Origin of the sequence: Marinobacter persicus, assembly GCF_900114155.1 — a bacterium.
GTDB lineage: Bacteria > Pseudomonadota > Gammaproteobacteria > Pseudomonadales > Oleiphilaceae > Marinobacter > Marinobacter persicus.
The window spans coordinates 1-13,913 of sequence record NZ_FOSC01000002.1; the positions used below are offsets into that span (position 1 = coordinate 1).

The 13,913-nt window shown below is 61.1% G+C and carries 11 protein-coding genes; 8 read left to right on the forward strand and 3 right to left on the reverse strand.

Annotation, left to right across the window (positions count from 1 at the left end):
- On the forward strand, positions 1–1,142 hold a 1,142-nt coding region (gene ltrA / locus BMZ63_RS02005; protein ID WP_091700980.1), incomplete at its 5' end, for a group II intron reverse transcriptase/maturase.
- A gap of 97 nt (positions 1,143–1,239) precedes the next feature.
- Here the strand turns inward: ltrA and BMZ63_RS02010 are convergent.
- Together BMZ63_RS02010 and BMZ63_RS02015 are read right to left on the reverse strand one after the other, a co-directional pair.
- Positions 1,240–2,454 (reverse strand): GAF domain-containing sensor histidine kinase, encoded by a 1,215-nt coding sequence (locus BMZ63_RS02010; protein WP_091700983.1) that lies wholly within the window; start codon positions 2,452–2,454, stop codon positions 1,240–1,242.
- Positions 2,451–4,226 (reverse strand): sensor histidine kinase, encoded by a 1,776-nt coding sequence (locus BMZ63_RS02015; RefSeq protein ID WP_091700986.1) that lies wholly within the window; start codon positions 4,224–4,226, stop codon positions 2,451–2,453. The genes BMZ63_RS02010 and BMZ63_RS02015 overlap by 4 nt, the downstream gene beginning before the upstream one ends.
- 103 nt (positions 4,227–4,329) lie before the next feature.
- Here BMZ63_RS02015 and BMZ63_RS02020 point away from each other — a divergent pair, with 103 nt between their 5' ends.
- From BMZ63_RS02020 to BMZ63_RS02050, 7 genes are all read left to right on the forward strand, one after another.
- On the forward strand, positions 4,330–6,021 hold the full coding sequence (locus BMZ63_RS02020) for a diguanylate cyclase (protein WP_091700989.1): 1,692 nt from the start codon (positions 4,330–4,332) through the stop codon (positions 6,019–6,021).
- Positions 6,018–7,163 carry a response regulator gene (locus BMZ63_RS02025; protein ID WP_091700991.1) on the forward strand — a complete coding sequence of 382 codons (1,146 nt, stop codon included), beginning with the start codon at positions 6,018–6,020 and terminating at the stop codon, positions 7,161–7,163. Before BMZ63_RS02020 ends, BMZ63_RS02025 begins: the two co-directional genes overlap by 4 nt.
- Before the next feature lie 3 nt (positions 7,164–7,166).
- Complete coding sequence (locus BMZ63_RS02030) at positions 7,167–7,580, forward strand: response regulator (protein ID WP_091700994.1); 414 nt, start codon at positions 7,167–7,169, stop codon at positions 7,578–7,580.
- Between the two features lie 37 nt (positions 7,581–7,617).
- Positions 7,618–7,938 carry a DUF2288 domain-containing protein gene (locus BMZ63_RS02035; protein ID WP_091700996.1) on the forward strand — a complete coding sequence of 107 codons (321 nt, stop codon included), beginning with the start codon at positions 7,618–7,620 and terminating at the stop codon, positions 7,936–7,938.
- 37 nt (positions 7,939–7,975) lie between these two features.
- A complete protein-coding gene (locus tag BMZ63_RS02040; RefSeq protein WP_091700999.1) occupies positions 7,976–8,884 on the forward strand; it encodes a LysO family transporter in 909 nt (302 codons plus the stop codon).
- 136 nt (positions 8,885–9,020) lie between these two features.
- The gene (locus tag BMZ63_RS02045) at positions 9,021–9,989 is read left to right on the forward strand and encodes an ABC transporter substrate-binding protein (protein ID WP_091701002.1); all 969 of its coding nucleotides are present in this window, start codon (positions 9,021–9,023) and stop codon (positions 9,987–9,989) included.
- Complete coding sequence (locus BMZ63_RS02050; RefSeq protein WP_091701004.1) at positions 9,986–12,289, forward strand: diguanylate cyclase domain-containing protein; 2,304 nt, start codon at positions 9,986–9,988, stop codon at positions 12,287–12,289. Before BMZ63_RS02045 ends, BMZ63_RS02050 begins: the two co-directional genes overlap by 4 nt.
- Here the strand turns inward: BMZ63_RS02050 and BMZ63_RS02055 are convergent.
- A complete protein-coding gene (locus BMZ63_RS02055; protein ID WP_091701007.1) occupies positions 12,259–13,881 on the reverse strand; it encodes a Na/Pi cotransporter family protein in 1,623 nt (540 codons plus the stop codon). The genes BMZ63_RS02050 and BMZ63_RS02055 overlap by 31 nt on opposite strands.
- Between the last annotated feature and the right edge of the window lie 32 nt (positions 13,882–13,913).

The following is a 13,913-nucleotide window of genomic DNA, read 5'->3' on the forward strand; positions in this document are numbered from 1 at the left end:
TGGATATTGCCCAAACCGCGGAACACCTGCGATGGGTGTGGCCGGAGCTTCGCCAGCAACTGCTGAGCGGCTCCTACCAACCACAACCCGTTCGTCGGGTAGGCATCCCGAAACCGGACGGCAGTGAGCGGGAACTGGGAATCCCCACCGTCACCGACCGTCTGATTCAACAGGCATTGTTGCAAGTGCTGCAACCTCTGATTGATCCCACCTTCAGCGAGCACAGCTACGGCTTCCGCCCGGGCCGCCGGGCCCACGATGCGGTGCTGGCTGCGCAACGCTACGCCCAACAGGGTCGCCACATCGTGGTGGACGTTGACCTGTCGAAGTTCTTCGACCGGGTTAACCACGACATCCTGATCGACCGCCTGAAGAAACGCATAAACGACCCCGGAATCATCCGGCTGGTGCGTGCGTATCTGAACGCGGGCATCATGGATGGCGGTGTGGTCATGGATCGGCATGAGGGCACGCCGCAAGGCGGGCCGTTGTCGCCGTTACTGGCCAACGTTCTGCTGGACGAGGTGGATAAAGAGCTGGAACGCCGGGGGCACTGCTTCGCTCGTTACGCCGATGACTGCAACGTTTACGTTCGCAGTCACAAGGCGGGAGAGCGGGTGATGCGCCTGCTACGCCGGTGTTACGACAAACTGCGCTTGGTGATTAACGAATCCAAAAGTGCAGTCGCCAGCGTGTTCGGTCGCAAGTTCCTCGGCTACGCTCTGTGGCAAGGGAGGGATGGAGACGTTCGACGCGCGGTATCGACCAAAGCGTTACAGGCGTTCAAGCTCAGGATCAGGCAACTGACCCGGGGATCAGGTGGTCGCAGCATGGCACAGGTGGTGGAGAAGCTCCGCCGTTATCTGCTCGGCTGGAAAGGGTACTTCAGGCTGGCACAAACGCCTCGCATCTGGCGATCACTGGATGAGTGGATACGTCGCCGCCTGAGAATGCTCCACCTCCGGCACTGGCGACGGGGCAAGACGATCTACCGGGAGCTGATCCGCTTAGGCGCGAGTTCCTGGGTTGCTGAATCCGTGGCGGCGCTGAGTCGTCGCTGGTGGCATAACAGTCGCTCTGCCATCCATAATGTGCTGACCATTGCCTACTTCGATCGGTTGGGAGTGCCGAGACTCTCGTGAAACCTCAACTTCTCGAACCGCCCGGTGCGGACCCGCATGCCGGGTGGTGTGGGAGGGGCGGAACCTATTGGTTCCCCCCTATCCCGATTTTGTTGGGTCAGAATTCGGAGCTCAGGGGCAAAGCCACCCAAAACACCGTCCCCTGGTCCACCTCTGAATCGAACCCTACATCACCGCCCATGGCCGCCATCAGTTCTTTGGTGATCGCCAGACCAAGGCCGGTGCCTTCCTTGCTGCGGGCGGAGGAGCTGTCGGCCTGGGCGAAACGCTGGAACACTCGTGGCTGGAATTCCTCGGGAATGCCTGGCCCCCGGTCTTTTATGGTCATCACGGCCTGCTTGTCCCGTTCCTGAAGCTCCACTTGCACGGTTTCACCGTCCGGTGAAAATTTCACGGCGTTGGACAGCAAATTGGCCAGTGCCTGTTTCAGGCGCACGGGGTCGAAGTTGGCGCAAATATTGGCTTCGGGTAACTTTGCTTCAACGCTTATATTACGTGGAGCGGCGTAGGGCCGGATATCCTCGATGGCAGCCTGAATGGTTTCGGCCAGTGGCTGGGTCTGGTTATGCATGACCATTTTGCCGCTGATCAGTTTTTCGATGTCCAGCAGGTCATCAATCAACACGCGTAACTGGTTCGTGTTGCGCCTGGCGATGGCGAGCATTTGCTCGGTTTTATCGGGAAGCGGGCCGGTGGCACCGCCCATGACCAGTTCCAGGGAGCCGGCAATGGAGGTAAGCGGGGTTCGCAATTCATGGCTAACGGTGGAGATGAATTCGTTTTTGATCTGCTCCGTTTTCCGATAATGGATCACATCTGCCACCAGGTCATGCAGCTGAATCTCTCGCTCCACCATGTCTGCAAAACTGCGCAGGTTCTCCCGGTCCTGCGCGGAGAAAGCCCGTGGCGTGCGGTCAATCAGGCACAGCGTGCCCAGACGCAGGCCGGTGCGGTCAGTCAGGGGCGCGCCGGCGTAAAAGCGAATGTCCGGGGCGCCGGTAACCAGTGGGTTGTCGGCAAAACGCTCGTCTTCCAGGGCGTTCTCCACCACGAAGAGGTCTGGGCCCAGAATGGCGTGGCCGCAAAAAGAGATATCCCGGGCAGTTTCCCGAACGCCCAGCCCATAGCAGGACTTGAACCACTGTCTCTCTTTGTCGATCAGCGACACCAGGGCAATGGGAACGTCGAACAGCTGAGCGGCCAGGCGGGTGATGCGGTCAAACCGTTCTTCCGGTGGTGTGTCCAGCAGGCCGCTGGCTTCCAGTGCCCACAGCCGTTGTCGCTCTTCTGTTGGATGTGCCGGGATTTTCATGGTGCATCGTCCTTTTTGCTGTTAGCCAGCGGCAGCTCAACCCAGAAATGGGCGCCGTCGCGGTAATAATACCCAACCTGGCCATTCATCAAATGCGCCAGCTCCTGGCAGATGGCCAGGCCCAGTCCGGTGCCGGCCTTGGCGCGGCTGGAGCCGGATTCGGCTTGGGCAAAGCGGTGGAACAGGCGAGGCAGGAAGTGCTCCGGCACACCGCTGCCTTCATCACTGACGATGATTCTCGCCCCATGCGGGCCCTGTTGCCTGGCGCTCAGGCGGACAGTGGCGCCTTCCGGGCTGAATTTGCAGGCGTTGCTGATGAAGTTGTCCAGTATCTGCTGCAACCGGTGCGGGTCAGCCATGACTGAAAGGCCGGGTGTCGGCTCTACCTTCAATGATACGTTGTGGTTCTGGGCGTAGGCACGGGCCGCGCTGGAGGCATTTCTCAGCGTGGCTTCCACCGGCTGCGGTGCAAGGTTCACTTCGAGTTGACCGGCCACGGCCTTGTTGAAATCGAGAAGATCGGAAATCAGCCGCTGCAACTGTTCGGAATTACGCAGCGCCACGTTCACCAGTTTGTCGGCTTTTTCCGGCAGCTCGCCGGTCTTGCCGGAGGCCAACAGTTTCAGGGAGCCGTTGATGGAGGTCAGCGGTGTGCGCAGTTCATGGCTGACATTGGAGACAAAGTGGCTTTTCAGGTTATCCAATGCCTCCCGCTCGTCCATCAGATGGTTGAAGGCCCGCGCCACGCTGCGAATTTCCGGTGCCCCGCGTTCATCCAGGCGGCCGGGGCTGTCCATGTGGTCGGTCATCCGGCGCATTTTGGCGGCCATCAGTTCCAGCGGGCCGGAGACGGTGCGCGACAACGCCAGAACCAGCATCGCCATGACCAGCAGCACCATCACACTGATGGCGACAAACTGGGTGAACGAGGCCCGTGCCGGTGCCAGGGCTTTTTCGTAGGGAGCCGCTCGCAGGAATAGCCAGCCTACCCGTTCCAGATGGCGGGTGGCGTAAATCCATCGCTGCCCGTCGGTTTCTACCACCACGCCGGAGGTGATGCCGGACAGGGCCGCGTCGATCAGTTCGGATTGGCCGGGGTGGGGCAACTCTGGCATCAGGTTGTCCGGGTCGATGGTATCGACCCGGGTGAAATACTGGGTGTCGAGCACCTTGAACACGGCTTCGCCCTGGAACTCACCGGGGTCGGGCAACAGGTTGGTCCGGGCCAGGTCAATGCTGCCGCCGGCAAAGCCCAGCAACAGACCGTCATCGTTGTGAATCGGGTAGATAAAGGAAACCAGTGGTGTGCCGGTGGTGCGGCCCATGATCGGTTGGCTGATGTACGGGCTTTCGCTTTCCAGCGCTTCCCGGAAATGCGTGCGGTCGGCATAGGACGTGCCCAGCCGGCCTTCGACAAAACGGTCTTCGGCGATGGCCACGGCATCGGCATCAAAGACCAGAAGGCCCAGGTCGAAATACTCGGCCAACAGGGTTTGGCGGCGCAGAATGGTGTCCAGTTTATCCGGGGGCAGCAGGTGTTCGCCGTCGGTCAGTTGCGCCGCCAGGGCACCAAGCGCGGCCAGGCGCACCTGCAGCCGCTGATTGACCCGGCTGGCGTAGGTTTCGGTTTCCAGCTGCTGGCGTTGGGTCAGCACTTCTTCAAAATCCGCCACCAGTTGCTGGTAGGCCGAAGTGGCCAGCAGGGCGACGGTCAACACCGTGCTGCAGACGGCAATTACCGCAAAGCGGCTGCCAAAGGACAGGTTTTTCAAGGCTAACCCCAAGTGATTATGGCACCGGTTGTTCAAACGTGTTTTTATGGGCCGGAGAATAGAGGATTATATCAACCAATCCAAACGAAACCCGGATAGAACAATGATCAAGGATTCAGCAGCCTCCGGCGATGTGTCATCCCGTCTGGCGGATTTGCGCGAGCGATTCGCCACCCGGGCTGCCGAAGATCTGCAAGAGCTCGAACGCCGGGCACAAGTCATGCGGGAACAGGGCTTTGACCAGGCCGTGATGGAAGATGTCTGCGCCCGCCTGCACCGGTTGGCGGGTTCGGCAGGCACTTTCGGTTTTCCGGAGTTGGGCGAGGCGGCCCGCAGTCTGGAGAAAATGCTCAAGGCCCAGGCTGCCAGCGGCCAGGGGCCGGTTGTCTCCACTCTGGCGGTAGAGAAAATTCTGGCCCTGCGGACCATGCTGGAAAGCCCGCCCATGCCCGTTGCCGAAGACGAGGCCATGGCTGAAACCACCGAACGCCTGGAAGGTAGTCATGGCTTGAGAGTGGCGGTGCGAATTGTGCCCGCCCGGAATACCGATTACGAATGGCTGGCCGGCGCATTGGCTGCCTACGGTTTCGACTGTCGGGTGATGGCCGGTACCGATGCAGAGATTATCCAAACGCTGGCTACGGAAACCGGCGTTGCCACCGTGATTCTGTGTGCGGATGGTCGTATTGCCGGCATCATGGAACAGCTCGATGCCAGTGTGCAGGAGCCTGTCAGGCGTATGCCGCTGGTCTGTCTCAGTGAAGACGTGTCTTTCGACAGCCGCTATCAGATGGCTGCACTTGGCGCAGATGGCTTTTTCGGTCGCTCACCGGATTTGCCCGAGCTGGCCGAGCGCATCGAATACCTGGCGCTGGAACGCAGCAGCCGGGTTCAGGGCCGCGTGGTGCTGGTGGAGGATGACCCGGAACTGGCGGAGCACTATTTTCTGGTTTTGCGCTCGGCCGGTATCGATGTGTGCTGGGTAAGAGACCCCATGCGGCTGATGTCGGAGTTGTCCAGCTTCCGGCCGGATATCCTGTTGATGGACGTGCAGCTGGGTCCCTACTCCGGCGTGACCCTGGCGCGCATGGTGCGGTTTGATCCGCAATGGCTGAGCCTGCCTATTATCTATCTGTCCTCTGAAGACAACCGGGACAACCAGTTGGAAGCCCTGTCCCGGGGGGCGGATGAGTTTCTGACCAAGCCCGTGTCTGACGGTTACCTGGTGCGGGCGGTGCGCATCCGCTGTTTCCGCGCCCGGCAGTTGTTCCGCCTGATGAACCGAGACAGCCTGACCGGCCTTCTCAAACACTCGCTGATCAAGCTCGAAGCGGAGAAAGAACTGGCTCGTTGCCGTCGTGATGGCCATCCGGCCAGTGTGGTGATGGTGGATCTGGACCATTTTAAAGAGATTAATGACACTTACGGTCATCGGTACGGCGACATGGTGATCAAGGCCCTGGCCAACACGCTGCGTAACCGCTTGCGGGAAACCGATATGATCGGCCGCTACGGCGGTGAGGAGTTCCTGGTGGTGCTGCCGCACTGTGACACGGAAGCGGCGCGCCGGTTGTTTACTGATATTGCCGATGCATTCAGTCAACTGACTTTTAATGGTAACAACGAATCCTTCGGCGTAACCCTGTCGGCCGGTGTGGCTGCTATCAATAACTATGTGACTGGCGACGACGCGGTGGACGCCGCCGACCAGGCCTTGTATCAACGCAAGCGCGCCGGGCGTAACGGTGTTACCGTGTTTGGCGACGACGAACGGAATTCTGGACCCACGGTATGAACGTACTGGTACTTGAAGACGATGAACTGGTGGCGGAGTTGCTGGAAACAGTGATCGCCAGTGCCTACCCCGGTGCCACGGTTGAGCAGTTCCGGACCGTGGAAGACGCCATCGCTGGCGCCAACGGCCAGACGTTTGAGCTGGTGATTACCGACTGGAATCTGCCGGATGGCTCTGGTCTTGAGCTGGTCCGGCACTTGCGCGAACGCGACAAGGACTTGCCCATCGTGATGGTTTCCGGCCGTTCAGACCGGGAATCCGTCCTCAAGGCAGCCCACTATGGCATCAGTGGCTATATCACCAAGCCCTTCAGCGTGGAAATGGTGCATGAACGGTTGGCTGCCCTGATTGAGCCGGGCCCGGTGGCTGAAAACGAGCTGAACCTGCAGACGATGCTCGAGGAATCCCTTGAGCATGTCATCCAGCTGCCCGGCGAACAGGACCCGGCGGAGATCATGGAGCTGATTGCCCGGGCTGATGAACTCTCGCCGGCCAACCTGGCTGAGCGCTGGCGTGAACAGCCGGCGCTGGTGACCCGGCTGCTGGATGTCGCCAACGGCAGCTCGTTCCGCCGCACCGGCAAACCGGTAGAGACGGTGAAAGATGCCATCAACCTGATGGGCGTGCCCATGGCGCTGAACCAGGCCCTGGCCATGTCGCTGGATGTGGGGCGCAAAATCCAGTCGCCGGAGCTGGCAAAACTGGCCTCGGAGTATCAGGAGCAGGCGCTGAAAGTGGGGCGCGAGGCCCAGCGCATCGCCCTGTCTATGAAAAAACGCCCGGAAATGTTCCAGAAAGCCGGGCTGTTAAGCCGGGTGGGCGAGCTGGCGGTGATTTCGGTGATCAACCAGTTTGTCGGCAAGGGCGGTAAACTTGAGGAAGACCAGGCCGAACAGTGCCTGCAGGAGTGGGCACAGGCCTATGGCAACCGCCTGAAAGTGCAGTGGCGCCTGTCGCTGGACCTGCGTGAGTTGATTGGCGCCGTGCATTTTTTGCAGAAAGACGCCGTGCGCAATGACCGGCTGATCATGCGCGCTGCCGCACTCATTGCCGAGGGTCGTCAGGACGATGAAACCTGCCAGAGCCTTCTTGAGCGCCTGGGAGTGAACGTCACCAGCAAGACCGAACCGGCGGAGGAGTAGGGCATGGCCAGTGAAGCGCTGAACCGGATTCTGTATGTGGAAGACGACCCGGACATCCGCGCCGTGGCGGAACTGGCGCTGGTGGATGTTGGCGGTTTTGAGACGTGTTTGTGCGAATCCGGCCAGCAGGCATTGGCGCAAATTGACGACTTTGAGCCGGACCTGGTGTTGCTGGATGTGATGATGCCGGGCATGGATGGCCCGCAAACCCTGCAGGCCCTGCGCAACCGGCCAGAGGGTCTGAAAGTGCCGGCGGTGTTCATGACCGCCCGCCTGCAACCGTCGGAGGTGGAGGAATACCGGGCCATGGGCGCCATTGGCGTGATCCCGAAACCGTTTGACCCGATGACCCTCGGGGACCAGATTCGTGCGTTGGTGAACTGCCAGCCGGATGCGAACTCTCTCGATTTACGGTAGTCTGCGCGCCGGAAAACTCAGGTTAATCGAGGTCAACATGTCATCTGCCGAATCCCCGGAAGAACTCAAAGCCAAGCTCAATCTGGAAACCTCCCGGATCAACTGGCACGAGCTGCAAACCTACTACGCCCGTGGTCAGGTGGTGCGCGTGGCGCCGGAGCTCGACCTGCTGAATGTCGCCGCCCAGCTGTCCGCCGACAACAAAGCCCAGTTTGAACACTGGCTGAGTGCCGGCCAGGTGGGTGAAGTCTCCCCGGACCTGGCCCGCGCCTGGTATGACCGCAACGCCGAGCTCTGGGCGGTGGTCATCGCTCCCTGGGTGCTGGTGCAGGACCGCTCCGGCGAGAAACTGCACTGAATTTCCCGCCTGTCCACATCCTTTTCTCGAGGTCGTCATGCTGACCGGTGCCCTGTTGATTCTGGCGCCCCTGTTTCTGGGGTTTGCCATTGCCCTGACCAACCGCCGGCTAATGACGGTGATCCACTACACTGTCGAAACCCTGGTGTATTTCATCCTTGGCCTGCTGGGTCTCGGCCTGGGCCAGATGCAGGGGCTGCTGGACCAGTTGGGTGCCATGGCCACGCAGGTCACCAGCCTGGTGCTGGTGTTGCTGGTGGCGAATGTGGCGGGCCTGTGGCTGTTCCACCGCTGGCAGCCCATGTCGGTGGAAGCCGGCAGCGATACCGCCCGTCCCGGCTATCGCCGGCTGTTTCTGGCCGGCCTGAAGCCCTTGCTGGCGGTGCTGGCCGGCGTGTTGCTCGGTTATTTCCTGTTCCCCCAATTGCCAATGGTGGAGGACGTGGCCACCTGGGCGCTGATGCTGTTGCTGTTCCTGATCGGCCTGCAGCTGCGTAATGCCGGGTTGTCACTACGCAAGTTGCTGATGAACCGTCAGGGCCTGGGCATTGCCCTGGTGCTGGTGGCCAGCTCCCTGCTGGCCGGGCTGGCCCTGGTGCCCTGGCTGGAGATGCCCTGGCACCAGGCGCTGGCGCTGGCCTCCGGCTTTGGCTGGTATTCGCTCTCCGGTATTGTCATTGGCGATGCCCTGGGTCCGGCCTGGGGCGGCGTGGCTTTCCTCAATGACGTGTTGAGGGAAATCATCGCTCTCGCCTTGATTCCGCTCATCATCGGTACTCGCCCGGCCGTGGCCATCGGCTATGGTGGCGCCACCGCCATGGATTTCACCCTGCCGGTGATCCGCAGCTCCGGCGGACTCACCTGTGTGCCGGTGGCGATTGCCTCCGGTTTCCTGCTGTCTTTCCTGTCTCCGGTTTTGATGGGTGTGTTTCTGTCGTTCGGCTAAACTTCTCCGGGGCTGCCCATCAGAATCTTGCAAATTGATGCGGTGCAATGCCTTGGTCACATAGTCAGTTATAGTGATCCGGTTTATTATGTGTCGAAACGCTACGGATGTGGCCTGTTTTCCCCCGGAGCAATGAATGCACCGCCGATCTTTTCTACAACTCTCGCTGCGGCTGTCTCTGGCCGCAACCATGGCCGGCAGTCTGGTTGGCTGTACTCAAAAAACGCCGCTGAAGACCGGCGTCCACCCCTGGATTGGCTATGAAACCCTGTACCTGGCCGAAGAATTTGACTGGTTGCCAGAGTCGGTACAGCTGAGCAAGGGCCAGTCCGCGAAAAACTCGATCAGCGGCCTGCTGTCCGGGGAGCTCGATGCCGCCGCCCTGACTCTCGACGAGGCCCTGCGCGTGTCCGCCGGTGGAGTGCCGGTGCGCGTGGTGGCGGTCACCAATGTCTCCGTTGGCGCCGACATGGTGCTGACTCGTCCGGGAATCACGCAGCTGTCCGACCTGGTTGGCCGCTCTGTCGGGGTCGAGCTGGATGGCGTTTCCGGGGTGATGTTGCTGGCCATGCTTGACCAGGCCGGTTTGAGTACAGACCAGATATCCATCGTGGATTTACCCGTCAGCGAGCATCTGCGGGCCTGGAACGAGGGTGTGATCGACGTATCCGTCAGTTACAAGCCGATAGCCTCGCGCCTGGAAGAAGCCGGAGCCGTACGCCTGTTCGACAGCAGCCAGATACCCGACACCATCTTCGATTTGCTGGTGGTACGCCAGGAGGTGGAGAGGAAACATCCCGAGGCGGTGGCAGACCTGGTGCGCGGGCATTTTCGTGGGCTGCGTCACCTTGTGCGTAACCGGCACGATGCAGTCTATCGCATTGCCTCCCGTCAGGGCGTCTCGCCGGACGCGGTGCGCGAGGCCATGGCCACGGTAATGCTGCCGCAACTGGCTGCCAATCGCCGCTACCTGGCCCCCGGCGGTCGGGTGGAGTCGGTGGCCGGCCGTCTGGCCCACCTGTTGAAGAATGAAGGCCTCGTTGAAGTAGTGCCGGACCTGGACAATCTGTGTAGCCGAGATTATCTGCCCCGGGGGCCGGTATGAAGCGCTGGTTTGGCGGTTTACTGATCTCGCTGCTATTGCTGTCGGGCCCGGTTTTGCAGGCCAAAGCCGTGATCCCGGGGGCATCAACACCGCAAGCGCGGGAGTCTCTCACCCTGGCGGTGCTGGATTACCGTTCAGACTCCCGCATGCAGGACCAGTACGCACCCCTGGTGAGCTATCTGAGCGACCGTACCGGCATTGATATAGAGCTGGCCGTGCACGACCAGGAAGCCCTGAACCGCGCCATTGCCACCAACCAGGTGGACCTGTTCCTCACCAATCCCAGTCATTTCCTGCTGATCCGCAGCGAGCGCAGCCTGACCGGCGTGCTGGCCACCCTGCTGCGTGACTGGCAGGGCCAGAGCACCAGCAGCATCGGCGGGCTGATATTTACCCGTGCCGACCGGGACGACCTTGAACAGCTGGAAGACCTGCGTGGTGCCAGCATTGCCACCCCCGGTATTCACTTTATGGGCGGTTATCAGGCGCCGGCCCTGGAGCTGAAAACGGTGGGCATTGATGTACGGCGCAGCAGCAAGGTGCTCTACCTGGGCAATCATGACCGGGTCATTCGCGCGGTGGTCAATGGCGATACCGATGTAGGGTTTATCCGTTCCGGGGTCCTGGAAGACCGCATTGCCCAGACGCCGGAACTGGCCGGCAAGCTCAAGGTTATTAATCCGCAGAATCTCACCGGTTACCCTTTCCAGGTTTCTACCCGTCTCTACCCGGAATGGCCGCTGGTATCCCTGCCCCATGTGGATGGCCGGCAGGTCCGGCGCATTGCCTCGGCACTGTTTGCCCTGGAGCCGGAACACCCGGCGGCGCGGGCGGCAGGCCTGGCGGGGTTTTCGCCACCGGCGGATTACCAGTCGGTGGAACACCTGGCCCGGACCTTGAGAGTGGCGCCCTACGACGAGGCTCCAAAGATCACCTGGGTAGATGTATTGCATCAGTACCGGGTGTGGGTCATTACCGTGTCCGTGCTGTTTGTACTGCTGGTGTTTACCAGTATCTGGCTGGGCCGCAAGCGCCGGCAACTGGCCCGGGAGGAGCGTCGCCAGCGGGAACTGGTCGCCAACTGGCCACAGCCCATGCTGATGCTGCGGGGCACCGAACTGGTGGACTGCAATCGTGCGGCCATCGAGTTGTTGCGCTATTCCGGTGAGTCTTCACTGCTGGGCAAAACCCTGGCCGCTTTCTCCCGCGATACCCAGCCGGATGGAGACATTTCCGCACAAAAAATCGATGGCCTGTTACGCCGGACCCAACTGGGCGACGTGGTGAACGCCGAATGGGTCTTTGTCCGCTCCGACGGCTCCGATGTCTGGGTCGACATGACCCTGGCACCGGTTTACGAGCATGGCTTTGATGTACCGTTTATTCTCTGCTCCTGGTATGACATTACCCGCCGCAAGGAAGCCGAAGACCGTATGCGTCTGGCTGTGCAGGTGTTCGATAATGCCCGGGAAGCCATATTCATTACCGACTCCCACGGTGTGGTGATCGATACTAATGAGGCCTATCAGCAGATCACTGGCCGCGAACGCAGTGAGTCGGTTGGCAGCCTGCCGCCCATGCCGGTGGATGAGGGTAGTGCCATTCTGGTGGCGGCGCGCAAGCACGGGGTGTGGAGCGGCGAATTCCGCAGTCGCAGTCGTGACGGGCAACGGCTGATTCTCAACCTGACCCTGAGCAGCGTGTTCGACGACAAAAAACAGCTTAGTCATTTTGTCGGTGTGTTCAGTGACATCACCCGCCTGAAGGAATCCGAGAAAAAGCTTCGCACCATGGCTCACTACGATGCGCTGACCGGCCTGCCCAACCGGGTGCTGTTTGCCGAGCGTCTGCACCAGTCCATGGCTCAGGCCCGGCGGCATGGCTACCAGCTGGGGGTGATCTATATTGATCTGGATGAATTCAAACCGGTCAACGATGCTTTCGGTCACGACGCCGGTGACGAACTGCTGATCGAGATGGGCCGGCGCATGCGTACGGTACTGCGTGAGGAAGATACGCTGGCCCGGCTGGGCGGCGACGAGTTCGCCGCCATTGCTGTCAATGTCGACGGTGACGACGCCCTGCAGGCGCTGCTGGAACGTCTGTTGAAGGCCGTGGCGGAGCCGGCCTGGGTAGCCAGCCACAGTGTCGAGATTTCGGTCAGCGTGGGCTATACCCTCTACCCGCAGGCCGAAGAGCTGGATGCCGACCAGCTGCTGCGGCAGGCCGATCAGGCTATGTATCAGGCCAAGCGCCAGGGCCGGAACCGTTACTGCGGGTTTTCCGAGAACCTGTTGTGATCGTGAAAGTCCCGGTTGAGGAGGTCGGTGGCTGAACGCCAGTGCAGGGACTTGGCCCACTGGTCAGACAGCCGGCGAACACCACTCAGGGTATCCAGCATCTGCTCGCCGGGCCCGGCGGCGCTGGTGTGGCGCACCATCAGCTGGAGGGTTTCACTCTTCAGCGCCTGATAAAGCTGTTCGGCCCGGGCCAGCACTTCCGGTGCCGGCTGCTCGGAGGTTACCAGGTCCCGCAGAATATCCAGGTACTGCTGGTGGGTTTCTTCCAGGCTGGCAAAATCGGTGCGGTTGCTCAGCCGGCGCATGGCCAGCAGCTTTGGCGCCAGATCCGTGGCTTCGACCAGGTAACGGCAGGTGCGCAAACTGATCGCCATGGCCTCGACAATGGAGATCTGCATTTTTTCCGCATTCAGCCGGCCGATGTAATCGGTGATTGCCGCGTTCAGGTTGCGAATAGCGTCGGCCTTCGGGCCGATCTGGGCCTCGTTCAGCGCTTCCCGGTCCAGGCATACTCGCAACAGGCCCCGGGTGTGGCGGATCAGCCGCTTCATTTCCTGGTCCACCGCGCCAATGGCCAGTTCCGGCGTGGTGATCAGGGTGTCATCCAGGTACCTTGGCTGCGCGTTATCCTCTTCCTTGCTGCGGAACAGCCGGCCCAGAAAACGGGCGAAGGGCGCGGTGAACGGCAGCATGACCGCTGCCCCCAGCACGTTGAACAGGGTGTGGAAAATGGCCAGGGACACCGCCGGGTTGGATTCCAGCTCCAGCAGGTCGGTCACCGCCCCCACGGCCCAGAGCATGCCCGGCATGATCAGCAGGGCAATGGCGCCGGTCACCAGATTGAACAGGATATGGCCGATGGCCAGCCGGCGGGCGTTGGCGGTGGCTTTAAGAGCCGAGAGTGCCGCTGTGGAGGTGGAACCCAGGTTGGCACCGATCACCGCCGCAGCGGCGTCTTCCAGCCCGATCAGCCCACCGGCGGCGGCCGTCAGCACAATGGCCAGCGACGCACTGGAAGATTGGGTAAGCACGGTGGCCACCAGGCCGATCAGCAGGAACATAGGCAGGCCATAGTCGCTTGTGATCATGCCGCCATCGGTGAAGCCGCCGGCGGCACCTTCCAGGGCGGTCTTGAGAATCGACAGGCCGAGGAAAAACAGCGCGAAGCCGGCCAGCGACTCCCCCAGAAACTGGTTGCGCGGCACTTTGCTGATCATGCGCAGGCCCACACCGGCGGCCAGCAGGGGCAGGGCCATCGCTTCAATCTTGAAGCCAAAACCCACCAGGCTGACCAGCCAGCCGGTCATGGTGGTGCCGATGTTGGAGCCGAAAATGACCCCCAGCGAATGCTTGAGTGTTAGCAGGCCGGCGTTGACAAAACCGATGGTGGCCACGGTGACCGCACCGGAGTGCTGCACGATACCGGTAATCACGGCGCCGGCCATCAGCCCCCGGATCGGGGTTTTGGTCCAGGTGCCGAGCAGATGGCGCAGCTGATGGCCGGCGGCGTTTTTCAGGCCGTTGGTCATCATTTCCATGGCCAGCATGAACAACGCCAGGCCGCCGAGGACCTGGAAAATCGATGAGATCATGGCATGTTCCCTTTTGTTATTGGCTAGTGTCG